The sequence below is a fragment of the Vitreimonas flagellata genome, from assembly GCF_004634425.1.
Lineage (GTDB): Bacteria > Pseudomonadota > Alphaproteobacteria > Caulobacterales > Aquidulcibacteraceae > Vitreimonas > Vitreimonas flagellata.
Genome location: NZ_SBJL01000002.1, coordinates 351,965 through 375,541, shown reverse-complemented (window position 1 = coordinate 375,541; position 23,577 = coordinate 351,965). Strand labels below are relative to the sequence as shown.

At 63.6% G+C, this 23,577-nt stretch carries 27 protein-coding genes; 17 read left to right on the top strand and 10 right to left on the bottom strand.

The genetic code is table 11. From position 1 onward, the window contains the following. Nucleotides 1-73: 73 nt before the first annotated feature. The 3 genes from EPJ54_RS09885 to gcvA form a co-directional block, all read right to left on the bottom strand. The gene (locus tag EPJ54_RS09885) at nucleotides 74-1,045 is read right to left on the bottom strand and encodes a UDP-glucuronic acid decarboxylase family protein (RefSeq protein WP_135211554.1); all 972 of its coding nucleotides are present in this window, start codon (nucleotides 1,043-1,045) and stop codon (nucleotides 74-76) included. 74 nt (nucleotides 1,046-1,119) lie between these two features. Continuing rightward, nucleotides 1,120-1,980, bottom strand: coding sequence for a 3-deoxy-8-phosphooctulonate synthase (gene kdsA, locus EPJ54_RS09880; protein ID WP_135211553.1), 861 nt, complete (start codon nucleotides 1,978-1,980; stop codon nucleotides 1,120-1,122). 146 nt (nucleotides 1,981-2,126) lie between these two features. Beyond that, nucleotides 2,127-3,047: a transcriptional regulator GcvA gene (gene gcvA / locus EPJ54_RS09875; protein WP_135211552.1), complete on the bottom strand. Its 921-nt coding sequence runs from the start codon at nucleotides 3,045-3,047 to the stop codon at nucleotides 2,127-2,129. 147 nt (nucleotides 3,048-3,194) lie between these two features. Between gcvA and EPJ54_RS19835 the strand changes: the two genes are divergently transcribed. Continuing rightward, nucleotides 3,195-3,335 (top strand): hypothetical protein, encoded by a 141-nt coding sequence (locus EPJ54_RS19835; RefSeq protein ID WP_167755669.1) that lies wholly within the window; start codon nucleotides 3,195-3,197, stop codon nucleotides 3,333-3,335. A gap of 75 nt (nucleotides 3,336-3,410) precedes the next feature. Here EPJ54_RS19835 and EPJ54_RS09870 read toward each other — a convergent pair whose 3' ends face one another. Then, nucleotides 3,411-4,532, bottom strand: a complete 1,122-nt coding sequence (locus tag EPJ54_RS09870) for a glycosyltransferase (RefSeq protein ID WP_135211551.1) — start codon at nucleotides 4,530-4,532, stop codon at nucleotides 3,411-3,413. A gap of 137 nt (nucleotides 4,533-4,669) precedes the next feature. Between EPJ54_RS09870 and EPJ54_RS09865 the strand changes: the two genes are divergently transcribed. The 5 genes from EPJ54_RS09865 to EPJ54_RS09845 all read left to right on the top strand — a co-directional run bounded on the left by EPJ54_RS09865 (nucleotide 4,670) and on the right by EPJ54_RS09845 (nucleotide 8,924). Beyond that, nucleotides 4,670-5,650 (top strand): KpsF/GutQ family sugar-phosphate isomerase, encoded by a 981-nt coding sequence (locus tag EPJ54_RS09865; protein ID WP_135211550.1) that lies wholly within the window; start codon nucleotides 4,670-4,672, stop codon nucleotides 5,648-5,650. After that, entirely contained in the window at nucleotides 5,647-6,081 is a 435-nt protein-coding gene (locus EPJ54_RS09860) for a hypothetical protein (protein WP_135211549.1), read from the top strand. The genes EPJ54_RS09865 and EPJ54_RS09860 overlap by 4 nt, the downstream gene beginning before the upstream one ends. 9 nt (nucleotides 6,082-6,090) lie before the next feature. Then, entirely contained in the window at nucleotides 6,091-7,413 is a 1,323-nt protein-coding gene (locus EPJ54_RS09855) for an amidohydrolase (protein ID WP_135211548.1), read from the top strand. Between the two features lie 165 nt (nucleotides 7,414-7,578). Continuing rightward, the gene (locus EPJ54_RS09850; protein ID WP_135211547.1) at nucleotides 7,579-7,788 is read left to right on the top strand and encodes a cold-shock protein; all 210 of its coding nucleotides are present in this window, start codon (nucleotides 7,579-7,581) and stop codon (nucleotides 7,786-7,788) included. 77 nt (nucleotides 7,789-7,865) lie between these two features. Continuing rightward, nucleotides 7,866-8,924: a glutathione S-transferase family protein gene (locus EPJ54_RS09845; RefSeq protein ID WP_135211546.1), complete on the top strand. Its 1,059-nt coding sequence runs from the start codon at nucleotides 7,866-7,868 to the stop codon at nucleotides 8,922-8,924. Nucleotides 8,925-8,927: 3 nt separating this feature from the next. Here EPJ54_RS09845 and EPJ54_RS09840 read toward each other — a convergent pair whose 3' ends face one another. Continuing rightward, nucleotides 8,928-10,943, bottom strand: a complete 2,016-nt coding sequence (locus tag EPJ54_RS09840) for an adenylate/guanylate cyclase domain-containing protein (RefSeq protein WP_135211545.1) — start codon at nucleotides 10,941-10,943, stop codon at nucleotides 8,928-8,930. Nucleotides 10,944-11,125: 182 nt separating this feature from the next. Next, entirely contained in the window at nucleotides 11,126-11,614 is a 489-nt protein-coding gene (locus EPJ54_RS09835) for an Hsp20 family protein (protein WP_135211544.1), read from the bottom strand. Between the two features lie 197 nt (nucleotides 11,615-11,811). Between EPJ54_RS09835 and EPJ54_RS09830 the strand changes: the two genes are divergently transcribed. The 7 genes from EPJ54_RS09830 (at nucleotide 11,812) to EPJ54_RS09800 (ending at nucleotide 17,256) form a co-directional block, all read left to right on the top strand. After that, the gene (locus EPJ54_RS09830) at nucleotides 11,812-12,705 is read left to right on the top strand and encodes a class I SAM-dependent methyltransferase (RefSeq protein ID WP_135211543.1); all 894 of its coding nucleotides are present in this window, start codon (nucleotides 11,812-11,814) and stop codon (nucleotides 12,703-12,705) included. A gap of 86 nt (nucleotides 12,706-12,791) precedes the next feature. Next, nucleotides 12,792-13,091: an SCP2 sterol-binding domain-containing protein gene (locus EPJ54_RS09825; RefSeq protein ID WP_135211542.1), complete on the top strand. Its 300-nt coding sequence runs from the start codon at nucleotides 12,792-12,794 to the stop codon at nucleotides 13,089-13,091. A gap of 19 nt (nucleotides 13,092-13,110) precedes the next feature. Then, on the top strand, nucleotides 13,111-14,052 hold the full coding sequence (locus tag EPJ54_RS09820; RefSeq protein ID WP_135211541.1) for an alpha/beta fold hydrolase: 942 nt from the start codon (nucleotides 13,111-13,113) through the stop codon (nucleotides 14,050-14,052). Nucleotides 14,053-14,130: 78 nt separating this feature from the next. Beyond that, on the top strand, nucleotides 14,131-15,183 hold the full coding sequence (locus EPJ54_RS09815) for an SDR family oxidoreductase (protein WP_135211540.1): 1,053 nt from the start codon (nucleotides 14,131-14,133) through the stop codon (nucleotides 15,181-15,183). Between the two features lie 71 nt (nucleotides 15,184-15,254). Then, nucleotides 15,255-15,602, top strand: coding sequence for a YciI family protein (locus EPJ54_RS09810; protein WP_135211539.1), 348 nt, complete (start codon nucleotides 15,255-15,257; stop codon nucleotides 15,600-15,602). A 3-nt stretch (nucleotides 15,603-15,605) separates the two neighbouring features. Further along, nucleotides 15,606-16,832 carry an RNA polymerase sigma factor gene (locus EPJ54_RS09805; RefSeq protein WP_135211538.1) on the top strand — a complete coding sequence of 409 codons (1,227 nt, stop codon included), beginning with the start codon at nucleotides 15,606-15,608 and terminating at the stop codon, nucleotides 16,830-16,832. A gap of 70 nt (nucleotides 16,833-16,902) precedes the next feature. Next, complete coding sequence (locus EPJ54_RS09800; RefSeq protein WP_135211537.1) at nucleotides 16,903-17,256, top strand: YciI family protein; 354 nt, start codon at nucleotides 16,903-16,905, stop codon at nucleotides 17,254-17,256. 2 nt (nucleotides 17,257-17,258) lie between these two features. On the opposite strand, the gene EPJ54_RS09795 is transcribed toward EPJ54_RS09800, so the two are convergent. After that, a complete protein-coding gene (locus EPJ54_RS09795; protein ID WP_167755668.1) occupies nucleotides 17,259-17,999 on the bottom strand; it encodes an acid phosphatase in 741 nt (246 codons plus the stop codon). Nucleotides 18,000-18,182: 183 nt separating this feature from the next. Here EPJ54_RS09795 and EPJ54_RS09790 point away from each other — a divergent pair, with 183 nt between their 5' ends. The 3 genes from EPJ54_RS09790 (at nucleotide 18,183) to EPJ54_RS09780 (ending at nucleotide 20,264) form a co-directional block, all read left to right on the top strand. After that, a complete protein-coding gene (locus tag EPJ54_RS09790) occupies nucleotides 18,183-18,830 on the top strand; it encodes an outer membrane protein (protein ID WP_167755667.1) in 648 nt (215 codons plus the stop codon). A gap of 116 nt (nucleotides 18,831-18,946) precedes the next feature. Next, nucleotides 18,947-19,594, top strand: coding sequence for a glutathione S-transferase family protein (locus EPJ54_RS09785; RefSeq protein ID WP_135211534.1), 648 nt, complete (start codon nucleotides 18,947-18,949; stop codon nucleotides 19,592-19,594). Between the two features lie 115 nt (nucleotides 19,595-19,709). After that, a complete protein-coding gene (locus EPJ54_RS09780) occupies nucleotides 19,710-20,264 on the top strand; it encodes a dihydrofolate reductase family protein (protein ID WP_135211533.1) in 555 nt (184 codons plus the stop codon). 9 nt (nucleotides 20,265-20,273) lie between these two features. On the opposite strand, the gene EPJ54_RS09775 is transcribed toward EPJ54_RS09780, so the two are convergent. Together EPJ54_RS09775 and EPJ54_RS09770 are read right to left on the bottom strand one after the other, a co-directional pair. Beyond that, nucleotides 20,274-20,756 carry a hypothetical protein gene (locus EPJ54_RS09775; protein WP_135211532.1) on the bottom strand — a complete coding sequence of 161 codons (483 nt, stop codon included), beginning with the start codon at nucleotides 20,754-20,756 and terminating at the stop codon, nucleotides 20,274-20,276. Nucleotides 20,757-20,863: 107 nt separating this feature from the next. After that, nucleotides 20,864-21,916, bottom strand: a complete 1,053-nt coding sequence (locus tag EPJ54_RS09770) for a 1,9-bis(guanidino)-5-aza-nonane synthase (RefSeq protein WP_239590849.1) — start codon at nucleotides 21,914-21,916, stop codon at nucleotides 20,864-20,866. Nucleotides 21,917-22,094: 178 nt separating this feature from the next. Here EPJ54_RS09770 and EPJ54_RS09765 point away from each other — a divergent pair, with 178 nt between their 5' ends. Then, entirely contained in the window at nucleotides 22,095-22,868 is a 774-nt protein-coding gene (locus tag EPJ54_RS09765) for a glucose 1-dehydrogenase (RefSeq protein ID WP_135211531.1), read from the top strand. Between the two features lie 64 nt (nucleotides 22,869-22,932). On the opposite strand, the gene EPJ54_RS09760 is transcribed toward EPJ54_RS09765, so the two are convergent. Further along, nucleotides 22,933-23,544 (bottom strand): hypothetical protein, encoded by a 612-nt coding sequence (locus EPJ54_RS09760; protein WP_135211530.1) that lies wholly within the window; start codon nucleotides 23,542-23,544, stop codon nucleotides 22,933-22,935. Nucleotides 23,545-23,577: the final 33 nt, after the last annotated feature.

Below are 23,577 nucleotides of genomic sequence, written 5' to 3'. Positions count from 1 at the left end.
CGTTTCCTTGTACGCCAGAGTGGGGCCGCGATGGGCGCCGAGGCAAGCGTCGCCGTTACGGCAGGCGCCAGCCCTAAGCCTTGTCAACCATCAGCGGGTCGCCTTCTTTGAGCAGGCCGTCGAAATACGCGATCGTGCGCGTGAGCCCGTCGCGCAGCGGCACTTTCGGCTCCCAGCCCAACACTTCGCGCGCTTTGGAAATGTTCGGTTGGCGTTGCTTCGGATCGTCGCTCGGCAGCGGCAGGAAAATCATCTTCGACTTCGAGCCGATGAGATCGATCACGTGCTCGGCCAGTTCCTTGATCGTGAATTCGCCGGGATTGCCGAGATTGATTGGGCCCGGCACGTCGCCGTCCGTATCCATGAAGCGGATAAACGCTTCGACAAGATCATCAACGTAGCAGAACGAGCGCGTTTGCAGGCCGTCGCCGTAGAGCGTGATGTCCTCGCCCTTCAACGCTTGCACGATGAAGTTCGACACCACGCGCCCGTCATTCGGATGCATGCGCGGGCCGTAGGTGTTGAAGATGCGGCCGACGCGGATTTCAAGTTTGTGCTGGCGATAATAATCGAAGAACAACGTCTCGGCGCAGCGTTTGCCTTCGTCATAGCAGGAGCGCACGCCGATCGGATTGACGCGGCCCCAATATTCTTCCGGCTGTGGGTGAATGTCTGGATCGCCGTACACTTCCGACGTCGAAGCTTGGAAGATGCGCGCACGCAGGCGCTTGGCGAGGCCCAGCATATTGATGGCGCCGTGCACGCTCGTCTTCGTCGTCTGCACTGGATCGTGCTGGTAGTGCACCGGGCTCGCCGGGCAGGCCAGATTGTAGATCTGATCGACCTCGACATAGAGCGGGAAGGTCACGTCGTGGCGGGTGAACTCGAAATTCGGCTTGTCGAGCAGATGCGCGATGTTGCGCTTGCGGCCGGTGAACAGATTGTCGGCGCAGATCACATCGTCGCCGCGCTCCACCAGGCGGTCGCACAAATGGGAGCCAAGGAAGCCCGAGCCGCCGGTGACTAGAATACGTCGTTCAAACATGGCGCTGGCTTAGGCAAGTTTGTGGGCGGGCGCAATTTGGCTCGCCCACATTATGCAAACCCGGATAATCTCGGCTATTCCGCCGCGATCGCGGTTTGCTTGGCGAGCTTATCGAAGGCGACGAGGTCGTTGACGAGGTCTTCCAGCTGATCGAACGGCACCATGTTGGGGCCGTCGCTGGGGGCGTTGTCGGGATCGGGGTGCGCTTCGAGGAAGACTGCCGCCACGCCGATCGCCACCGCCGCGCGGGCGAGGATCGGCACGAACTGGCGCTCGCCGCCCGACGTATCGCCACGGCCGCCCGGTTGCTGCACCGAGTGCGTGGCGTCGAAAACGACCGGCGCGCCGAAGCTCTTCATGATCGGCAGTGCGCGCATGTCGGAAACGAGTGTGTTGTAGCCGAACGAAGCGCCGCGTTCGCAGGCCATGACGTTGGGGTTTCCCGAGCCCGTGATCTTGGCGATCACGTTCTTCATGTCCCACGGCGCCAGGAATTGGCCCTTCTTGACGTTGATCGGCTTGCCGGTTTCGGCCGCCGCCACGAGCAGATCTGTCTGGCGGCAGAGGAAGGCGGGGATTTGCAGCACGTCGACCACTTCGGCGACGTCGGCGCATTGCTCGGGCAAGTGCACGTCGGTGATCACCGGGATGCCGAGCTTGGTGCGGATTTCTTCGAAGATGGGCCCTGACACCGAAAGCCCTGCGCCGCGCTTTGTGGCGAGGCTTGAACGATTGGCCTTGTCGAAGCTGGTCTTGTAGATGAACCCGGCGCCGGCGCGCTTGAACACGTCGCGCAGGAATTCCGCCGATTCCAGAGCATGCGCCCGGCTCTCGAGCTGGCACGGGCCGCAGATGAAGGTGAGCGGCAGATTATTGCCGATCTCGAGCGGCGTGCTTTCGACGCGCGGAATACGGATCACGGAGGCGGGGTTCATTTTCGTCCTATCTTGGTTCCCAACCAAATAGGCCGGCGGAGGCTTTCCCTCAACCGGCCGCATGCGCTGGGTGACGGTGAACTCTCCGTCATTTGCGCGCGCTTGGCGATTGGAAAGCCCCAATGCCGGCGATTGGGGTTTTCGATCTAGCCCACGACCTGGATCGGGCAGGGCGGCTTTTCGGCGGCGGCTTGGGCGGCGAGCCAGTCGCGGAAGCGGGTGACTTCGGGATGCGCGGGGCGGCCCGTGGGCCAGACGAGCCAATAGGCGAAATCATCGCGCACGGCCAAATCGAACGGCGCAACCAGGCGGCCGTCGCGGATTTCCTCGACGGCGAGCCATTGCCGGCCGAGCGCAATGCCTTGGCCGGCTAGCGCTGCGCGCAACAGCAAGGGCGCATCGTCAAAGCGCGGTCCGCGTGCGGGCTCCGGCCAATCGAGCCCGGCGGCGCGAAACCAACGCGACCACGGCGTCCACGGATTGCGCAGGAAGGTTGCGCGCTGCAGGTCGGCGGGCTCGCGCAGATTGAGCTGATCGCGATAAGCCGGCGTGCACACCGGCGTCAGCGCTTCATCGAACAGCTTTTCCGCGTGCAGGCCAGGCCAGCCGCCTGAACCTAGACGCACGCCGATGTCGATGCCTTCGCGCTTGTAGTCGTTCAGCGTCTCCGAGACGCGCAGATCGATGTCGATGTCGGGATGCTCGGCTTGGTATTCGCCGAGGCGCGCGAAGAGCCACGTCGAGCCCAGGCTCGGCACAGAGGTCACGACGATATGCCGGCGCGGCTTGCCGGCGCTGGTCGTGTTCTTCGGTGGCGCGAAGGCTTGCTCTAACAGCGATAAACCCTGCCGCACTTGCGCTTCGAGCTTCTGGCCAGCTTCTGTCAATTGCATGGAATTGCCGACGCGCTTGAAAAGCGCCACGCCCAAGCGCTCTTCCAGTTCGCGAATGCGATGGCTCACCGCGCCATGCGTGAGGCCGAGCTCTTCCGCCGCCTTGGAATAGGATTTGTGCCGACCCGCGGCGACGAAGGCGCGCAGCGTCTGCAGCGAGGGCAAATGGCTCATGAGGCGCGCCGCTGAGGATGTGAAAACCGCTCACACCCAAGTCGTCAATCGCTCGTTCGCGATCAAGGGTCGGCTTCCCAAATCCTCGTTGTAGCCGGCGATCCTCCCTCAAAAACAGCCGGCATTAAACTTTCAGGAGAGTATCCAATGCGTGGCCATCCCTATCTCGACATCCTCGAAAACGGTTCGCCGTTTGCTGTAAAGGCCGCTTCACTTGTAGTGGCCGCCATCTTGGTTCTCGTTGTCGCGTTGCCGGTTTTGGCCGTCGGCGCGGCGGTCGTGGCGTGATCCCCATCTCGTTCGTCACGACCAAAGGCGGGGCCGTTGTTCGCCCCCTAGCCCTGACCGCAGCGGCTCCGCCTCTTACTGCTTTGTTTGCTTTGCTTGGGCAACGCGCAGCAAATGATCCTGCAAACGGCGCGAGAGCGTCAGCAGATTGAAGCGCTCTAGCGCCAGAGCGCGGCCAGCCTCGCCCATGCGTCGCGTGCCTTCAGGATCGTCGAGCATCCGGCCGATCCGATCGGCGAGCGCGTCATCGTCGCGTTCATCCACCAGATAGCCGGTCTTTCCATCCTCGACGCATTCGGGAATGCCGGCGTGCTTGGTCGCGACCAATGCGCAATTGGAGAGCATCGCCTCCACGCACACGAGCGGCAGGCCTTCAGCATCGCCCGAACGCGCGCGCTCTGACGGCACGCACACGATGGTGCTCTCAGCGAAGTGCTTGGGCATCTCGTCCGCCGGAATCCAGCCGGGCAGTTCAACCTTCACGTTGGCGACTTCGAGCTGCTGCAAGAGCGGCGCTTTGAGTTCGCCGTCGCCCAGCAAACGCACGCGCCAATTCTGCAAGCGCGGGCCCAACCGGGCGAGCGCTTTGATCAGCGTGCCGATGCCCTTCTTCTCAGTCCAACGGCCTGCGAAGAGCAGGATGTTTTGTTTTTCGCCGGGCGAGAACCGATCGGGGTCGGCGGAATTGTAGTGCACGACCATTTTGTCCCGCGGCGCGCCCTTGGCGGCGAGTTCGCGGCGGATGAAATCCGAGCACGGCAAAATGAGCGACGCCTCGCGCCACAACGCGGCGCGACGGCGATTATAGACGCGCACGAAATTGTTGGCCGTGTTCTGCGTCTTGGTGGCGTCGCCACCATAATAGGTGACGACGAGCGGCAGGTTCAGCGCCCGCGCCAGCGGCAGCGCATAGGCGCCGGACTTGCCGAAATGCGCGTGAATGGCGATCGGCTTCTCCGCCAGCAGCCGCGCTTTCAGCTTCTCCGACACCCAGCCGAATTGCTTGAACCCCGCCTCGCCGCCGAAGCCGTGCAACGGCCCTAGCTCAAGCGCGCGCACGCCCTCGGGTGCAGGCCCGCGCAATTCGTGGCCGATGAAGAGCGGGGAGAGTTGGTCGAACGCGCGGTAAGAGCGGTGGATGAAGCTCTCCGACGGCGTGAACATCTTGTCCGAGTACGCCAGGATAGTCGCAGCCATCAGCGCGCGCGTCCGATAAAGGGGCGCACCAGAGCGCCGGCCTGAAGGGGGCCCCCTGTAGCCCCCGCGCTGGCGATCGGCAATCCGGGCGCCTGCCATGCGGTGACAAACCGGGGCCAGCCGCTAGAAGGACGGCAATGACCGACATCATCAAGCCGGACGCGGCGGTCGCCGCGGGCCAGGAAACCATCCGCATCGAAGCCAGGGCGTTGGAAACGCTGGCGCAGGCGCTCGCGGGGGAATTGAGGGCGCCGTTCGTCCACGCCGCGCAATTACTCGCCGGCGCCAAGGGGCGGGTGATCGTCTCGGGCATGGGCAAGTCCGGCCACATCGCGCGCAAGATCGCAGCGACCCTGGCCTCTACCGGCACGCCGGCGCAATTCGTCCACCCGGCCGAAGCCAGCCACGGCGATCTCGGCATGATCGTCGAAACCGATTGCGTGCTCGCCATTTCGCGCTCGGGCGAGACGGCGGAGCTGTCGGACCTGCTCTATCATTGCCGCCGCATCGCAGTGCCGGTGATCGGCATGACGTTTAAGCCGAACTCGTCGCTCGCGCGCGCCTCGACGGCGGCGCTCATTCTGCCCGATTGCGGCGAGGCCAGCGAAGAGGCGCCTGCGCCGACGACCTCGACGACGATGTGCTTGGCGTTGGGCGACGCGCTCTCGGTGGCGCTCTTGAAGGCGCGTGGGTTCACGGCCGACCATTTCGGCGCGATCCATCCGGGCGGCAAACTTGGCGCGGCGTTGAAGCGCGTGCGTGACGTGATGCGCGTCGGCGGCGACGATCCGTTGATCGCGCCGGACACGCCGGTGCAGAAGACGCTGGAAGCCATGAGCGTCGGCGGCATTGGCGCTGCGGGCGTGATCGAGAATGGCAAGCTGATCGGCATTATCACCGACGGTGATCTGCGCCGGCGCCTGACGCCGGAAATGTTCAGCAAAACCGCGCGCGATCTGATGACCGCGAACCCGAAAACAATCGCGCCGGATGCGCCCTTGGCGGACGCGATCGCCATCATGAATTCCAAGCGCATTACGCTCCTGTTCGCCGTGGAAGATGGAAAGCCTGCGGGCGTCGTGCACATGCACGATCTGCTGGCGGCGGGGGTGCGGTGAACGAACCGACCAGAGAGCGCACGCTGTGGGCAATCGCCGCAGGGGCTGTCGTCGGCAGCGTTACGATGCAGATGGCTGGCGCTACCCACAATGGGGCGGTGATTCCACAGCGCGAATTTGATCTCGGCGCGGTCCTCAGCTCCTACGCGATCATTGTGATGGTATTGATGGTCGCAATCCCGGTCCTTTTTATGCCGTGGTGGATTGTGGCGCGTGCCGCTGGCCTGCGCGGCTGGTTGGGGAGCGCTTTGGCTGGCGCGGCTGGGGTAATGACCGGAATGGGTCTCTTCGCTTGGACGATGTCGGGCTATTGGGGATGGCCTGATGTATTGGACCCGGAATCCATAAGTTTGCTTGGATTGGGGGTGGCGGGTGCTCTGACCGGCGTAACGATCTGGCGAGTGACGTACCCGAACGAACCGAAGGCATAGGGGTTGGGCATGAAAGTATTTTCTTTGAAGGCGCTTGTGATGTTGGGCGTGGCCGCGTTCGCCGCGCCAGCACATGCGCAATCCGCGCCCGGCTTTTCGCCCAGCGTTGAATCCTCGATTCAAACGGTCCTGCCGCGCATGATCACTTGGCGGCGGGACTTTCACCAGAACCCTGAGCTCTCGTACGAAGAGGTCCGCACCGCGCGCGTCGTGGCCGCGCATTTGCGTTCGTTGCGCATGGAAGTGCGCACCGGCGTTGCGCAGACCGGCGTTGTCGGCGTGATGCGCGGCGGCCGGCCTGGGCCGGTGATCGCGCTGCGCGCCGATATGGACGCGCTGCCTGTCACCGAGGAAGGCGATCTGCCGTTCCGGTCGCGCGCGCGCGGCCATTACAACGGCCAGGACGTCGGCATCATGCATGCGTGTGGGCATGACACGCACGTTGCGATCCTGATGGCGGCGGCGAGCGTGCTGGCGGCGCGGCGCGAGGAGATCGCCGGCACGATCATCTTCGTGTTCCAACCGTCCGAAGAAGGCGCGCCTCCCGGCGGTCTCGGCGGCGCGCGGCGCATGTTGGCGGAAAACGTGTTCGGCGATCTACAGCCGGAAGCGATTTTCGGCCTGCACGCTTGGCCATCCGATAGCGGCACGATCACCATGATCCCCGGCCCGACGATGGCCGGCTCCGATCGCATCGACATCACCATTACCGGCAGCCAAACGCACGGCGCCCAACCACACGCCGGCATCGATCCGATCGTGGTGTCGTCGCAGATCATCAATGCGCTGCAGACAATCCCGTCGCGCCAGATGGACGCCGTGCGCTCGCCGGTGATCGTCACGATCGGCATGATCCAGGGCGGCGTGCGCTACAACATCATCCCACAAACCGTGCAGATGCAGGGCACGATCCGCTATCTGAACCCGGAAACGCGCGAAGATCTCTACGCCCGCATTCGCCGCACCATCAACGAAACCGCCGCCGCGTCAGGCGCGACGGCTGAAGTGACGATTACCGAGAACGCGATCCCCACGGTCAATCCGCCGGACCTGCTCGCACGCGCGCGCAACGCCGCGATCGGCGCGCTCGGCGAAGCCAATGTGCGCAGCGGCTACCCCGTGATGCCGGCGGAAGACTTCGCGTACTTCCAGCAAGCGGTTCCGGGCGTCTTCTTTTTCTACGGCGTGAACCCGCCGGGCGTGACCACGGCGGAGGCCGCGCCGAACCACAATCCGCGTTTCTTCGTGCACGAACCCGCGATGGAAACCGGCCTGCGCGCAATGCTTGCCGTTGCGCTCGATCGCGTTGGTGGTGCGCCTGAGAACGAGTGATCTGTCTCATCCTTTGCTTGACTTGCTTAGCTAGGTCACGCCCTATGCAATTGGACTAATCCGGTCGAGACGTTTCGACCGTGCGCTTGTGCGCCCGGCTGTCGTTCTTCCTGCGGGTCCAACCGTCGTCGCTTTTGACGCGGTGCAGTTGTTAAGGAGCGCCAGATGGCAACGGGCGTCGTGAAGTGGTTCAATATGACTAAGGGCTTCGGCTTTATCGCGCCGGACGGCGGCGGGGCCGACGTGTTCGTGCATGTGAGCGCCGTCGAGCGTTCGGGCCTGAACGGCCTGCGCGAAGGCCAAGCGGTGAGCTTCGACGTGGAAAACGATCCGCGTAAGAACAAGCCCTCTGCGGTGAACATCAAGGCGGTATAAGCGCCTCTAAGAATTGACTTTCTGTCGCCGCGCGGTTTTGACCGTGCGGCGATTTTACTTTTCAGGACTGGCCTCCAATGAATGCTCCATTCCGCCTCTATGGCGCTGAGCTTTCGCCGTACTCGGTGAAGGTTCGCTCGTATCTGCGCTTCAAGGGCGTCGACTTTGAATGGCTGCCGCGCACCAACGCGCGCCAGGAGGAATTCGCGCGCTATTCCAAGCTGCCGCTGATCCCGCTTCTGGTCGATGCGGATGAGAACGTGTTGCAGGATTCCACGCCGATCATCGAAACGCTCGACGCGCAATTCGCCGAGCCGTCGATCACGCCGAGCGATCCTGCACTCGGCTTCATCTCGGCGCTGCTGGAAGATTACGCCGACGAATGGCTGAACAAGGCCATGTTCCATTATCGCTGGACTTACCCGGAAGATCAGCAGAGCGCGGCGAAGCGGATTGTGGCGATGATCTTCGACGGCGCCGAAGCGCCGGAGGGCCTCGAGGACAACGTGCGCACCCGCATGGCTGGCCGGCTCTATCATGTCGGCTCGTCGGCGGAGACGGCGCCGCTGATCGAGGGCTCGTTCACGCGTTTGCTCGCGCTGCTGGAGCGCTTGCTCGCGGGCCGGCCGTACCTGTTTGGCGGTCGTCCGAGCTTGGCTGATTTCGGTTTGGCTGGGCAACTGGCGCAGTTGAATTCTGATCCGACGCCGGGCGCCGTGATCAAGGCGCAAGCGCCGAACGTGTCGCGTTGGCTCGAGCGGATGGAAAACCCGAAAGCCGAGGGCGATTTCGTCTCGCTTGACGCGATCCGCGAAGATTTGGCCGCGTTGCTGCGCGATGAGGTCGCCGGCGCCTATCTCGTTTGGATGGAAGCCAATGCGCGTGCCGTGGCGGACGATGCGCAAGGCGTCAGCGTCGACATCGCAGGCCACGCCTTCACGCAAAAGCCGCAACGCTACGCCGCCAAAGCGTTTGCCGAATTGAAACGCAAACGCGCCGCACACCATGATTCAGCCGTGCTCACCGCGTTGCTCGAAGAGACGGGTTGCGACGCGTTCCTCTCTTCGCCGCCGATGGAATCCGCCGGTGCGGACGAAGATGAGGGCGACGACGAAGGCGATGGCGGCGAGGAATAGGCGCTAGGTCGCGCACGCCGCGCGGAAATCGTACGGCGTCTCGCTCACACAATCAGGCCAAACATCGGCCTCGCGCCAGTACCGCGCGAGGCCGATGCGTTTGCAGAGCTCGGCAAAGCCAGGATCCATCCGCAGCAGCTTGGTTTGGTCGATAAAGAGCAGCGCACTCTCGTAGCCGATATGTGGCCGCGCGGCTTCGAGTGCGCCCGCGCGCCAGGCGTCCACGTTGTCGAGCGCATCGCCAAAAATCGCGAGCGCAGGGCCGGTGAAGCCGAGCACGGAGAGCGCCACCGCGAGATCGAGCGCGGAGGCGGGCTCTTCGTCCGCCATCGTCGCGAAATCTTGGCCGAGCTGCATGAAGGCATCGGGCGAAGGCTCCATCATCAATTGCTGCATGCGCTCGCCGGCCTTGTACGACGCGGAATCCGCCAGGCCCGGCACGAGCCGCACACCATCGGCGCGGAGCGCATTAGCCGCGTCGAAATCGCCGTCGAGCGCGGCGGTGTTCAAGCGCATGAACCAGACGAACACGTTGTCGGGATAGCGCTTGGCGGCGTCTTCGAGGATCGCTTTGCCGTCGGCCTTCTCGCGCCGCGCCCAGACATTGTAGCCGTGGAACGCCGCAAACATCGGATCGAGCGGGTCGAGTTCGTAAGCGCGCGCTTGCTGCGCGTAGCCTTCCTCCACCCGCCCTGTGGCGACCAGAAACTGCCCGTGCCGGAACAGCAGGAGCGGATGGTTCGGCTCCACCTCCAGCGCGCGCTCGATCAAAGCCTCGCGCTCGCGCCAGCGGCCGAGATATTCGCCTTCGAGCGCCGCCAGCACGGCGTAGGCTTCGCCCATGCTTGGATCGATGCCGAGCGCGCGTTCCGCCGCCTCGCGGGCTTCTTCAACCAGTTTGGCGCGGTCTGAACGCGTTAGGCGCAGCACCTCTAGCTTCGCCGTCGCCAGTGCGGCCCAAGCGCGGGCGAAATCCGGCGCCTCGCGGACGATCTTGTCCAGCGCCGCCGCGGCGCTTTGCACGCACACGACCGCGCCGGTGCGGATGAATTCGCGCGCCTCAAAATAGGAATCCGAGAGCGCGGCCGTCAGCTTTGGGGCCCGCGCACGGCGCGCTTCGGCGAGCGTGACTTCCAGCGCCTTGGCGACTTCGTGCGCAATCTCTTCTTCCAGCGCGAATGCGTCGGCAATATCGCGCTCGTAGCGCTCGGACCAGAGCACCACGCCGCTCTCCGCTTCAGCCAAATGCGCGGCGACGCGGATGCGATCGTCCATGCGGCGCACCGAGCCGTCCAGGATGTGGGTTGCGTTCAACGCTTTCGCGGCGCGCGGTTTGTCGCGACCACGGAAGGCGAAGCTTGATGTCGAGCCAATCACTTTGAGGCCCGGCATGCGCGAGACGGCGTAGAGAATTTCCTCTGAGACGCCATCGGCAAACGTCCGCGTTGCGCGATCGCGCGCAGGCGTATCGAAGGCCAGTACGGCCAAAATAGGCTTGGCGGCCACACGCGCCTTCGCCGTGTCGCCGCTCGGTGCAAACGCGAAGACCGGGATGGTCGTACGCATTTTGGCGAGCTTGATGCGGCCGCGCGGCGTGAATTTGCCGGCAAGCTCAGGCGCCACGTTGTCGCGTACGATCTCCGAGATCAGGATCGCCCCGGCAATCGCCTCGGCTTGCAGGCGCGCAGCGACGTTGACGCCATGCCCGAGCAGATCGCCATTCTCGGTTTGCGTCACCTCGGCCATGTGCACGCCGAAACGGAGCTGCGCGTCGCGTTCGCGCTCGCAAAGGCGGATCGCGGCGGCGAGCGCGTCGCTGGCGCTGGCGAATTCGAGCATCAGGCCGTCGCCGGCCGTGTTGAAGATACGTCCGCCATGCGCTTCGGCGGCGGCGCCCGTCAGTTCGCGTACGCGCGCCACATGCGCCAACGCCGCAGCGGCGTCGCGTTCCGCCAGCGCGGAATAGCCTGCGATGTCAATCGATACGATCGCGGCGAGCTTGCGGGGGGCGTCAGGCATCGCGCACTGATTGTAGCACGCCTTTACCTGTGCGTCGCAAAAGCAATCCGCGTGAGCAAACGCGACAACGGCGCGCGTCTGGGGGAACGCGCGCCGTCAGGGTATCAGGGAGTTCAGAGAATGTGCCCGCCGCGCGGCTTCAGGGGGGAGGGGGATTGCCGCGCGGCAGGCGGAAGCGGGATTTAGGCCGCTTCTGTCTCGTCATTGGCCGCACTCGCCTCGACCACTTTGGCCTTCGGCTTTTGCGCGACCGTATTGTTGATCTCGATCTTGCGCGGCTTCAGGATTTCCGGAAGTTCACGCACGAGGTCGATCGTCAGCAAACCGTTTTCGAGCTTCGCGCCGCCGACACGAACGTGATCGGCAAGGCCGAAGCGACGTTCGAAGCTGCGCTCGGCGATGCCGCGATGCAGGAAGTTGCGCTGCGTCTCGGGCTGCTTGCGCTGGCCTGTGACGATCAGCGAATTTTGTTTGAACTCGATGGTGAGATCGTCTTGACCAAAGCCGGCCACCGCAAGTTCGATGCGGAATTGATCATCGCCAATCTGTTCGATGTTGAAGGGGGGATAGCCCGGCGCAGCGTCGAGGCGCGCGGCCTGGTCCATCAAGTTCGCGATGCGGTCAAATCCGACCAGCGTGCGATAGAGCGGATTGAGTTCATTCGTAGCCATTTGATTGCCCTTTCAAAGCGACATTCACGCTCCCGAAGGAGCCGGGTTTGCGGTATGAGTTCCACCCCCGAAGGCGATGGCCCGTCCCGCGTGTGACCTCCGCAGAGCGCCACAACGAGCCAGATGGGGAGCCGAAAAGCCGGTTCAAGCCCCTTTGGTTTGACATTGTTAGGGGTTGGGCTTTAGCGCTCGCCTCCATGACGAAATGGACCCGCCGCCAAGCGCTTTTCGCCACCGCAGCAATCGGCCTCGCCGGATGCGGCGAGCAGGCGCCGCGTCTCGGCCAACAAGACTTCGCGCCTGAAGGCACATTGGCGTGGGCGATCGACGGTGCGTGGCGCATCGAGCGCGAGCGCGACGAATGGCGTCATCCGTTGCAGACGCTGCAATTTTGGGGGCTGGCGCCAGGCCAAACCGTGCTCGAGATTTTGCCGGGTCGCGGTTGGTACACCTCGATCCTCGCGCCGTATCTCGCGCGCAACGAAGGCCGTCTCATCGCCGCGAGCTTCGATCCGCGCGCGACGTCGCTTGCACAACGCGAAACGCTCGCCGCGTGGGAAGCGCGCTTTACGGCTGATCCTGAACTCTACGGCGAAATCCAGCGCACGATTGTTGGCCGGGGCGAACTCGCGCCGGCTGGCAGCGTCGATCTCGCGATCCTTGCCAACAACGTGCACACGCTCATGGCCGAAGGCGTCGCCGAGCAAGTGTTTCGTCAAACGCTCGCCGCGCTGAAGTCGGGCGGCACGTTCGGCGTCGAACAACACCGCGCCGCTTCCACTGGTCTGCAAGATCCGCTCGCCGGCACGGGCTATGTGCAAGAAGCTTACGTGAAGGCGCTGGCGGAAGAGGCGGGCTTCGAGTTTGTCTCCGCCAGTGACGTGAACGCCAATCCGCGCGACACGCGCGATCACCCCTTCGGCGTCTGGACGCTGCCGCCGACCTTGCGCACCTCGCCGCTCGGCCAGCCCGATGACCCCAATTTCAATTCGGGCCCGTATGCGACGATCGGCGAAAGCGATCGGATGACGCTGCGTTTCCGTAAGCCGAATGGCGCCGGCGCCAGGGCGCCAATCCCCGCTGCGCCCTAATTTCGAGGTTGACGCCGCCGTCACCCTTGCGGGATGCGCCGCCCTAGTGTGTAAGGGGGCGAGGCTTTTCAGTCCGGAGGAAACACATGACGTTTGATGACATCTTTGGCCGCTTCTCCAGCGCCAACGCCACGGTTGCCGGCAAGAAGGTGAAGTTCGATTTCGGCGACGCCGGCAAGATTTTCTTGGATGGGGTAGGCGGCTCGGTGTCGAAGGAAGATGCTGCCGCTGACACGACCATCAAGGTGAAGCTCGAAGACTTCGTCGCGATGGCCGAAGGCAAGCTCGATCCGACAGCGGCTTTCATGCAAGGCAAGTTGAAGGTAGAAGGCGATATGGGCGTCGCCATGCAGCTGCAAAGCGTGATGGCGAAGCTTCGCGGCTAAGCAAGGTGCGTAAGGGCTGATGGCGTTCGTTCGCGTCCCAGGTAACGATAGTCCCGAGGGCGCGGAGGAGCATTGGCTCGAAGGCCGCGGCGGCGTGAAGGTGCGCGTTTTAACAGCGCCCGCCACACGCAGCCCGGTGCGCGGCTCGGTTATTGTTGCGCCTGGCCGCACCGAATTCATCGAAAAATATTTCGAGGTGATCCGCGAGCTTCAGGCTCGCGGATTTGCCGTTTTTTGCATCGACTGGCGCGGGCAGGGTTTGTCCGGCCGCGAGATCGAAAACAGTCAAAAAGGCCATTTCGTCACCTTCGACGATCCAGTGAACGATCTCTCGACGGCGCTGAAGCTACTCGCCGCGAAACTGCCGCGCCCGCATATCGGCCTCGCACACTCAATGGGCGGCGCCATTCTGTTGCGCGCATTGCTGACGCGCCGTGTCGAACTCGACGCCGCGGCGTTCTCGGCGCCGATGTGGGGCATTTCCGGCCTCACCGACATGGCCAAGAAATACGTGCGTTTCATGGTGGCGCTGGGCCTGGGCTCCATGTACGCGCCTGGCGTCGACAAGAAATGGAAGCGCGAGAATTTCAAAAAGAACCCGGTCACGCATGACAAGGAACGGCACGCGCGCTGCCAGGGCCTGATCGCGGAAGAGCCGCGCTTGGCATTGGCGGGTCCGACGCTCGGATGGGTGGCGGCCGCAGCCGACGTGACTGAATCGTTCCAAACGCCTGGCGCGCTGGCGCATGTGCGCATCCCAGTGCTGATCGCGACGGCCGGCGAAGAGCAATTGGTGGACAATGAGAGCCACCCGCTCGTGGCGAATGCGCTGCCGCAAGCGCGCCACATCACCATCGCCGGCGCCAAGCATGAAATCCTGATGGAACGCGACGAATTCCGCGCGCTGTTCTGGCAAGCCTTTGACGAATTGGTCGAACGCGTCGTCCCGGCGACGGCGTAACGTTCGCTATAGACAGGCGCCAATGGACGGCGCCGTTGCGCTCACTACGCTCGACACGTCAAACATCGGAGGCCGCGCATGGCTGGAGAATTGGTTCTCGTCACTGGCGGCTCGGGCTTCGTTGGCTCGCACGTCATCATCCAATTGCTGAACGCCGGTTACCAGGTGCGCACGACGGTGCGTTCGCTGAACCGCGAAGGTGAAGTGCGCGAGATGCTGCGCGTCGGCGGCGTCGAAGCGGGTGATCGGTTGAGCTTCGCCGCCGCGGATCTCACCAGCGATGCAGGTTGGGCCGAAGCTGTCGCCGGTTGCTCCTACGTGCACCATGTGGCCTCGCCATTCCCGCCTTCAATTCCTCAACACGAGGACGAAGTCATCATCCCTGCGCGCGACGGCGCCTTGCGCGTTTTGAAGGCGGCGCGCGATGCGGGTGTGAAGCGCGTGGTGCTGACCTCATCCTACGCCGCGATCGGCTACGGCCAACCTGAACAGAAGGCGCCGTTCGATGAAACCAACTGGACCGATCCGAATGGCGACGATGTCCGCGCCTATGTGAAATCCAAGACGCTGGCCGAGCGCGCCGCCTGGGATTTCATCGCGCGCGAGGGTGGAGCGCTTGAGCTTTCAGTGGTGAACCCCGTCGCGGTGTTGGGCCCGGCGCTTGCGCCGGATTACTCGACATCGATCATGCTGATCCAGCGCTTGATGGATGGCGCCATGCCCGGCTGCCCGCGTCTCTATTTCGGCATTGTCGATGTGCGCGACGTTGCTGACATGCACATGCGCTGCATGACCAATCCCGCCGCGAAGGGCGAACGCTTCTTGGCGCTGGCGGGGGAATTCCTGTCCATCGCGCAGATCGCGCGCATCCTAAAACGCAATCTCGGCCCCGCCGCCAAGCGTGTGCCGACGCTTGAATTGCCAGATTTCCTGATCCGCATGGCCGCGCGCAATGATCCAGCCGTTCAGCAAATCCTGCCGGAGCTCGGCAAGCGCAAGGACGGCACGAACGCCAAAGCCAAGCGGGTGCTGGGCTGGGCGCCGCGGTCCAACGAAGAGGCGATCGTGGCGACCGCCGAAAGCCTCATCCGCCTCGGGCTCCTGAAAGATTCGCCGAAAAAAGCTGCGTGAGTGTCGAAAGCCGCTAGCGTCGCGCGTCACTGAGGTGCGGGTGGAGCCCCGCGACCTTAGAGGAGGCGTTCATGCACTACATGCTTTTGATCTACGGCGAGGAAGCCCGCTGGGCGAGTTTGTCGCCGGACCAAATCTCCGCCGAGATGGGCGCCTATTTCGCGTATAGCGAAGCGCTGGCGAAGGCTGGCGTGCTCGTCGGCGGCGATGAGCTGCACCCGGTGGCGACGGCGAAAACGCTCAGCGTCAACGACGGCAAGCAGAAGGTCGTCGATGGACCTTTCGCGGAGACCAAGGAAACCTTGGGCGGCTATTACATGGTCAATGTCGAGACGATCGAAGAAGCCTTGGATTGGGCCGCGAAGTGCCCTGGTGCGCGTTATGGGCGCATCGAGGTTCGCCCGGTCGTCATGCGCTGATCTGTGAACGCAGCGGCCGCCGCCGAACGCGTCGCGCGCGAGAGCTACGGGCGTTTGCTCGCCCTGCTCGCCGCGCGCACGCGTGACGTGGCCGCCGCCGAAGATGCGCTGGCGGAGGCGTTTGCTGCCGCGCTCTCCGCGTGGCCGCGCGGCGGTTTGCCGGATAATCCCGAAGCCTGGCTCTTTGCCGCCGCCAAGCGCAAGCTGATCGACGCCGCCCGCCGCCGCAAAACCGCGAGTGAGGGCGAGCAACAGATCATGCTGGGCATCGAAGAGCTCGAGGCGGAAATGTCGGCGCGCGACGCGCCGGACAAGCGCTTGGGGCTCATGTTTGCGTGCGCGCACCCGGCGATCGAAGAGAGCGTGCGCACGCCATTGATGCTGCAAGTCGTGCTTGGCTTTTCGGCCGAGCGGACCGCCAGCGCCTTTCTCGTTGAGCCCAGCGCGATGGGCCAACGCCTCGTGCGCGCGAAGAAGAAAATCCGCGACGCGGGCATTGGCTTTGAAGTGCCCGAACCGGACGCGTGGCGTGCGCGCCTCGGCGCGGTGCTCGATGCGATCTATGCGGCCTACACGTCGGGCTGGAGTGATCCGTTGGGCGCCGACCCGGAGCGGCGCGGTTTGGCGGAGGAGGCCGTGTGGCTGGCGCGCGTGCTCGTCTCGCAAGTGCGCGATGAGCCAGAGGCATTGGGTTTGCTCTCGCTGATGCTGCATCTCGAAGCACGCCGGCCCGCGCGTCGTGATCGCGACGGGCGCTTCGTGCCGCTGGACGAGCAGGACGTCTCGCTCTGGACACGCGAGTCCATGCTTGAGGCGGAAGCCGCCTTGCGCGCCGCGAGTTTGGCCAAGCGCCCTGGCCGCTATCAGCTCGAAGCCGCGATTCAATCCGCGCACGCAACGCGCGCTTGGCGCGGCGAAGCGGATTGGGATGCGATCGTGCTGCTCTATGGCGCGCTTTCGGAGCTTACCGGATCGCCTGTTGCGCGCCTGAACGCAGCGGCAGCCATCGCGCGCCGCGACGGGCCGGAGCGTGGGCTTGCGGCGGCGGAAGAGGTGGCGCGCCTGCATCCGGTGCTCAACGATTATCAGCCCTATTGGGCGCTGCGCGCTGATCTTTGCGCGCGCCTCGGCCGGGCGGAAGCAGCGCGGGCAGCTTATGCCGAAGCCATCGCGCGCGAGGATGACGCCGCGGTTGTTCGCTTCCTCATTGAGCGACGAGAAAAAATCTGAGCGAAGGTCGAAGCCGTATTGGATGGAACGTCGTGCCCACGACGGCATTCCGCCGCAAAGGAGCACAGATATGAAGTACGCCATCATTGTTTATGAGAGCGCCGACGATTTCGCTGCGCGCGAGGATGCGCGCGCCAAAACCTATTGGGACGGTCACGGCGCCTATTTCGGCGCTTTGCAGGCCGCGGGTGTCTTCACCGGCGGCGCTGGGCTCATGCCGCCGCACGCCGCGACAACTGTTCGCCTGCGCGGCGGCGCGCGTCAGGTCGTCGATGGGCCTTATGCCGATATCAAGGAACAACTGGGCGGGTTCTACCTCATCGACGTCGAGAATCTCGACGCCGCACTAGCGTGGGCGGAGAAATGTCCCGGCGCATCGACGGGCGCAATCGAAGTGCGGCCGCTCGTTGAGATGAACCAATAAGCTTAGTTTGGATACGCGCGCGCGAGTTCCTCGCGCGCGGCAGCAAGTTCGCGCTGAAAGTCGGGGTCGGCGTGGAGGCGGGCGACGGCGGCTGATGCCACCGTGCGGCCAGCCTCCACGTCGCTCGGATAATGCACGCCGCAGACGACGCGGCTCCAGGTGAAGTCGCGACCGCGTTCGATGATGGCGTCGGCGCGTGAGGGAACGAGTTCTGCGAGCACAAGCGCCCAAGCGAAGCCGAGTGCTGCATGTCCCGAAGGGTAAGAGAAGCTCGCGCGCAACGCCGGCTCGTCCGGGATGCACAGCGTTATGCTGCCGTCGGTCACGAACGGACGCGGGCGCTGATCGCGGAATTTCACGGGATCGCCTGCATAGCCGGCGGCGCGGCCTGCGCGCGTCAGCAATGCAGCGGTGGCAGGAAAGTTCGCCGCAGTGAAATTCTCGCCGAGAACGGAATCAAACGCCGCAAACGGATCAATCGCGTTGTCGGCGAGCGCCTGGGCGCGTCGCTCCGCGCTCCATGGCCCACGCACGATCGCGCGCTCGGCCAATTCCAACGCGCCGTTCGCTTGCGGCGCGGGCGGAATGAACGCAAGCGCATCGACTTGCACCGCAGGATTGCGCGCGGGCGCCGTCGCATGCGTGACAGGCGGCGCTGACGCGGCAGGGGGCGGCGCTTCTGCGGTTGCGCACGCCGTGAGCGCCAGGGCCATCCATGCCGCCGCCATTGCCCGTTTCGACATATCCATCCCCCTTTTCGTGCGCCGCAAAGCGTTGCACGCGCGCCCGCCCGCCCGCGCGGAATACGAAAGCGACGAGCAAGAAATCGCGTGCGCGACCCAAACGCAGATGCGTGGTAGCCAATGCTTAACCCGAACATTCATAGCGCGCTTGAGTGTGATCGCACATCTCGTTTTGGAGGCGTTATGAAAAAGTTTGTGTTGGTTGCGGCCGGCGCTATGGCGGCGTTGACGGGCGCTGCGCAGGCCCAGGATTGGTCGGGCCTTTATGTTGGCGGCAGCATCGGCACCGCAAACCGCGAAACCGAATGGAATGACCTCGACAACGATTGGGGCGGCGGCATTCAAGCGTCCGATAGCGTCGACGCGACCGCGATCGGCGCGCATCTCGGCTACAATTGGCAATGGGGCAATTGGGTCGTCGGCGCGCAGGGCGGCTTCTCGTTTGCTGATGCGTCGGAAACCGAGTTTGTGAATGGCGACGTCGATGTCGACAACTCGCTCTCTTTCGTCGCTGATCTGCGCGCCAACGCCGGCTATGCGTGGGGTTCGTTCCTGCCGTACGTCACCGTCGGCGTCGCCTATTCGGACCTTGAGCATTCGTGGCTCGAAATCGATGACACGGAAGATAGCTGGCAGGATTTCGGCAACGAGACCGCGCTCGTCTATGGCGCCGGCGTGCAATACGCGTTCGCGCCGAAATGGTCGGCGGGTTTGGAATACGTGATCTACGATTTCGATTCCGAGACCGAGACCAACCCGCTCGACTATCGCATGGATGTGGAAACCCAAATGGACGTGGTTCGCCTCACGCTCAACTACGATCTGAACTAGTCGCAATACAATTCAGTTGCGCGAAAGGCCGCCTCGCAAGGGCGGCCTTTTTGCTGCGCGGATGTGTAGGAGTCAGCGCCGGGCGTTCGTCCTAGGATCGATCAGGAAGGAAGCTCATGACGATCACCATCACCGTGTTCGGACGCGCGTTCGATGAAGGCCGCGGCCTCGCGCGTGATATGCGCGTGCGCTGGGCATTGGAGGAGGTGGGGCAGGCCTACGAGGTGCGGCTGGTTCCGTGGGAGAAGTTCAAGGCCGAGGCGCATCTGGCGCGCAATCCATTCGGGCAAATCCCGACTTACGAGGAGGGCGATCTCACGCTCTTCGAATCTGGCGCCATCGTGCTGCATATCGCCGAGCGCTTTCCGGGTTTGCTGCCGAAGGATGCGGACGCCCGAGCGCGCGCGATCATGTGGATGTTTGCGGCGCTCTCCACGGTGGAGCCGCCGATCGTGGATCGTGACGTCGTGGAATATGCAGAGGCCGGCAAGAGCTGGCAGGGCGAGCGTTTCGCCATGGTCGATGGACGCATTCGCGATCGGCTCGCTCAACTCTCCGCACGCATGGGCGATGGCGAATGGCTGGACGGTGATTTCAGCGCCGCCGACATCATTATGGTACACGTGCTGCGGCGCCTCGAGGGCTCGGGGCTTCTCGAAGAATTCCCGGTGCTCGCCGCCTACATCGCGCGCGCCGAAAAACGGCCGGCGTATCAGCGCGCCTTTGCTGCGCAATTGGCGTTGTGGGAGAATAGAGCGCAGTAAACATGGACCGTCGCCGCCCTCGCCGGCATACGGACCGATCAAACAAGCGCTGGCGCTTGTCGGCAGCAGCCCATGCCGGCGAGGGCGCCGGCGGTCCAGATTGGGAGTTTGCACCATGGCCAAGCTGGTTTTCGGGATGAACGTGTCGCTCGATGGCTACGTCAATCACGATCATCCGGGGTTCATGCCGGATCCTGTGTTGTTCAACTATTTCATCGCGCAAACCCGCAACACGGCTGGCAGCATCTATGGGCGCGGCTTGTACGAGTTGATGCGCTATTGGGATGGCGACGATTGGGATCAGGATAACCGCGAGCAAGGCGATCTCCGCGCTTTCGCCGAAGCGTGGCGGGCGATGCCGAAATGGGTTGTGTCGCAATCGCTCAAAGACGTCGGCCCGAATGCGACCTTGATCGGCGATGATTTTGAAGCGGCGATACGCAAGCTGAAAGCGGAGATCGACGGCGAGATCGAGGTCGGCGGCCCGCACCTCGCGGCCAGCCTGACGAAACTTGCGCTAATCGATCAGTATCATCTCTTCCTGCGCCCCGTTGTTGTGGGGAAGGACGAAGGCCGCCCCTTCTTCGTCGGCGAATACCCGCGCCTGCGCCTCGTCACGGATGAGAGGATCGGCGAGGACGTGATCAAGTTGACCTACGTGCCGGCTTAAGTACACGCGTTAGCCGAACGGCCAAATGCCACTCTTCGGCTTTGTCGGCTCGGGCTCGACTGGCGTCAGTCGCGCTTGATACGGAAATTTCTTGAGCACGTCGTCGCGCGCTGCCGCTGGTGGACCGCGATATCGGATAACCCGGTCGTCCTCATTCTCGCGCATTGTCCAGTCCGGTCGTCCGCCGACGAGTTTAATCACCTTGGGCACGATCTCGTGTGCTACGCGACCGCAGACGGCATGTGGAAGGCCAAGCGACGCGACTTCAGAAATGAGTGCTGTTCTACGTTGTTGGTCCTCGCCATGATCCACGAACAAGATCGGGATGGCGTAGCCAATCGCCGCGAGTTGCACTTCCCACGTCACCCATTCCGATCGACCGGAGCCGACGCGGCTCGGCGCAATCAAAATGTCGGACGTGTAGATGCGCGCAGCGATATTGGCTTGAATCTCTAGCTTGGGTAGCTCCCCGCCGCGCGTCGTCTGTTGCAACTTTCAGGTGAGGCAGACGCAACTCCCATTTCTTGTTTCGGTCAAGCAAAAGAAAAGGCCGCGCCCTTTCGAGCGCGGCCTTCGTATTTCTGCGTTTCGCAGTTCGCTTACTTAAACAGCTTCGCCCAATTGCGCGCTTCGCGCTTTTTCCAGCCGCCGCGATGATACGCGTCGCTGACGATGATCGGCGCCACACTCGTCGCTTCGGCGAACACCATTTGCTCGTGCACGGTGCTGACTTTGCCCCAGCTTGCGGCTTCTTGCAGCGTCGAGGACGAGCAGGCGCCGTCGCGCACGTCGGCGACAGTGATCTGCACGGCGTATTTGTGCACTTCGACGTCGTGGTGGCCGAGGATTTCGGCGCAGACGACGGTGTCTTGCGCGAAATTCTTCGGCACGCCGCCGCCGACCATGAAGAGCGCCGTCGTGCCGGCCGCGAGTTTGATCTCGGTCAGCTCGCGGAAGTCGCCGCCGCTATCGATGGTGAGATAGGGCTTGCCAGCTTTGCGACGCTCGACTTGGTGCTTCACGATGCCGAAGCCGGCCGAGCAATCGGAGAACGCCGGCACGAAGATCGGCACGCCCTTTTCGTAGGCGCGCTGAATCAGCGAATCCTTCTTCTTGGCGTTGCCGGCGGCCAGCCACTTGCCGAGCTCATAGATGAACTCGCGCGACGTGTACGGGCGCGGCTCGAGCATCTCGCAGATCTCGTAGATCGTGCCGTCGACGTGCTGGAGTTCTTCTTCGTCGATATAGGTGTCGTAGATACGGTCGATGTAGAGCGAGCGCAGCGTGTTGTCGTCCGGGATTTCCTTGGCTTGGTAATGCTTGAAGCCGAGCGCTTCGAGGAAATCCATGTCGATGATCGAGGCGCCGGTGGCGACGATGGCGTCGGCCATGTTGTACTCGACCATGTCGCGCCACACGTGCAGGCAGCCGCCCGCACCCGTCGAGCCGGCCATGATCAGCCAGGTCGAGCAATTCTGATCTTCGAGCGCCATGTTCAAGATTTGCGCGGCGCGCGCGGCGTCGCGGCTGGTGAAGCTCATCTTGCCCCATGCGTCGATGATCGGGCGCGCGTCGAACGACGCGATGTCGATGTGCTCAACCGGCGAGGAGAGAAGTTCCGCTTTGCGGTTGGTGTCGATTTTATCGGCCACGGGAGGTGCTCCTATGGGCGGCGTCAGAAACAACAACCGCGCGGACGCTCCGCCGACACGCGATCGCGGCTGCAAATAGGGCAATTCGCCGGGATTGCAAGAACTTTGGCGACGTAGGGGCAGCTTTTGCCAGCCCGCATCGAAGCGCTAGGCTACGGGCCAACAAGGGAGGAAAACAATGAGCGAATTGAGCGGGCGCGTGGCGCTGGTGACGGGCGGTGCGCGGGGCTTGGGCGCGGCCGCCGCGAAGGCGTTGGCGGCGAAGGGCGCGAAGGTTGTGGTGAGCGACATTCGCGATGGCGCCGAGATTGCCGCCGCCATCGACGGCGCGTTCGTGAAGCATGACGTGACCAGCGAAGACGAGTGGATCGCGGCGGTGCAGTGCGCGAAGGACAAGTTCGGCGGGCTCGACATCCTCGTGAACAATGCCGGCGTCTTCTGGATGAAGCCGCTGCCGATGGAGTCACTCGAGAGCTTCCGCAAGATGCAACAGATCAATGTTGAGGGCGTCTTCCTCGGTTTGAAGCATTCGATCCCCGCCATCGCCGAGCGCGCGCATCAATGGGATGGCGGCGGCGCGGTGGTGAACCTCTCATCGGTCGCTGGCATCGTCGGTGCGCCGAACATCATCGCCTACAACGCCTCCAAAGGCGCCGTGCGTTTGATGACCAAATCCGCAGCGCTCGAATACGCGGGCGCCAAGGTACGTGTGAACTCTGTGCACCCCGGCATCATCGATACGCCGATGATGGCCGAAGCCGCCAAAGTGATCGAGGCGACGACCGGCCAAGGCGCCAACACGACGCGCGATAATTTCGCGACGCGCCATCCGCTCGGGCGGATGGGACGCGACATCGACATCGCCAACGCCGTCGCTTTCCTCGCCTCCGACGCCGCCGCTTTCATCACTGGCTCGGAACTTGTCGTCGATGGCGGCATGACGGCGATCTGACGCGCCGCTCGGCCCGCACGCGACGGTGAGTTACACACCGCTGGGCGGGCTCCCGCCGTGGGGCTTACTTGTTGCCGCCGGGCGGCGGCAATGTTGGCCGTGGCATTGGCGGCCGGATTAGGCGCGGGCGGATCGTGATCGCCATGCAGGTGGTGTTGTCGCGCTCATTGATCTCGCGGACGACGTTCGCAGGATCGGTGACGACGCACACATTGTAAGCGCCGGCGCGCATGCCTGTCGGCATCGGGAAGGCGAGATAATCGTATGGAAGCGCGGGCGGGCCGCCGCGCATCACAGTCGGTCCGTTGAACATTTGCTCAACGCCGGGCGCCAAATCATTCGTGCGGCTCATACGGCCGCCGCGCAGCAGCACGTCCTCACGCCACGCTGGCGAATATATTGCGAAGCCACGTGGGCCGACCGTGTCGCGCGAAAGAATGACGTCCGCCATCCAGCCGGAGGTGTTGGCGCTGAGTGTGCCCGGCGCATCGCTCGTCGCGGTGGCCCGGTTCATCACCTTGAATGAAATCAGGATCTCATCGCCGATCGTGTAAGTATTGCCGCCCAAATAATCGGAGCGCCCATACATTTCACTGGTGAGGTCAGGTTGCGCAAACGCTGGCGTTGCGAGCATCGTCGCGCAAGCGAACGCAAGCGCACACAATCCGATTTTCATGTCGTCACCCTCGATAAGGGCCCCTCAATCGCG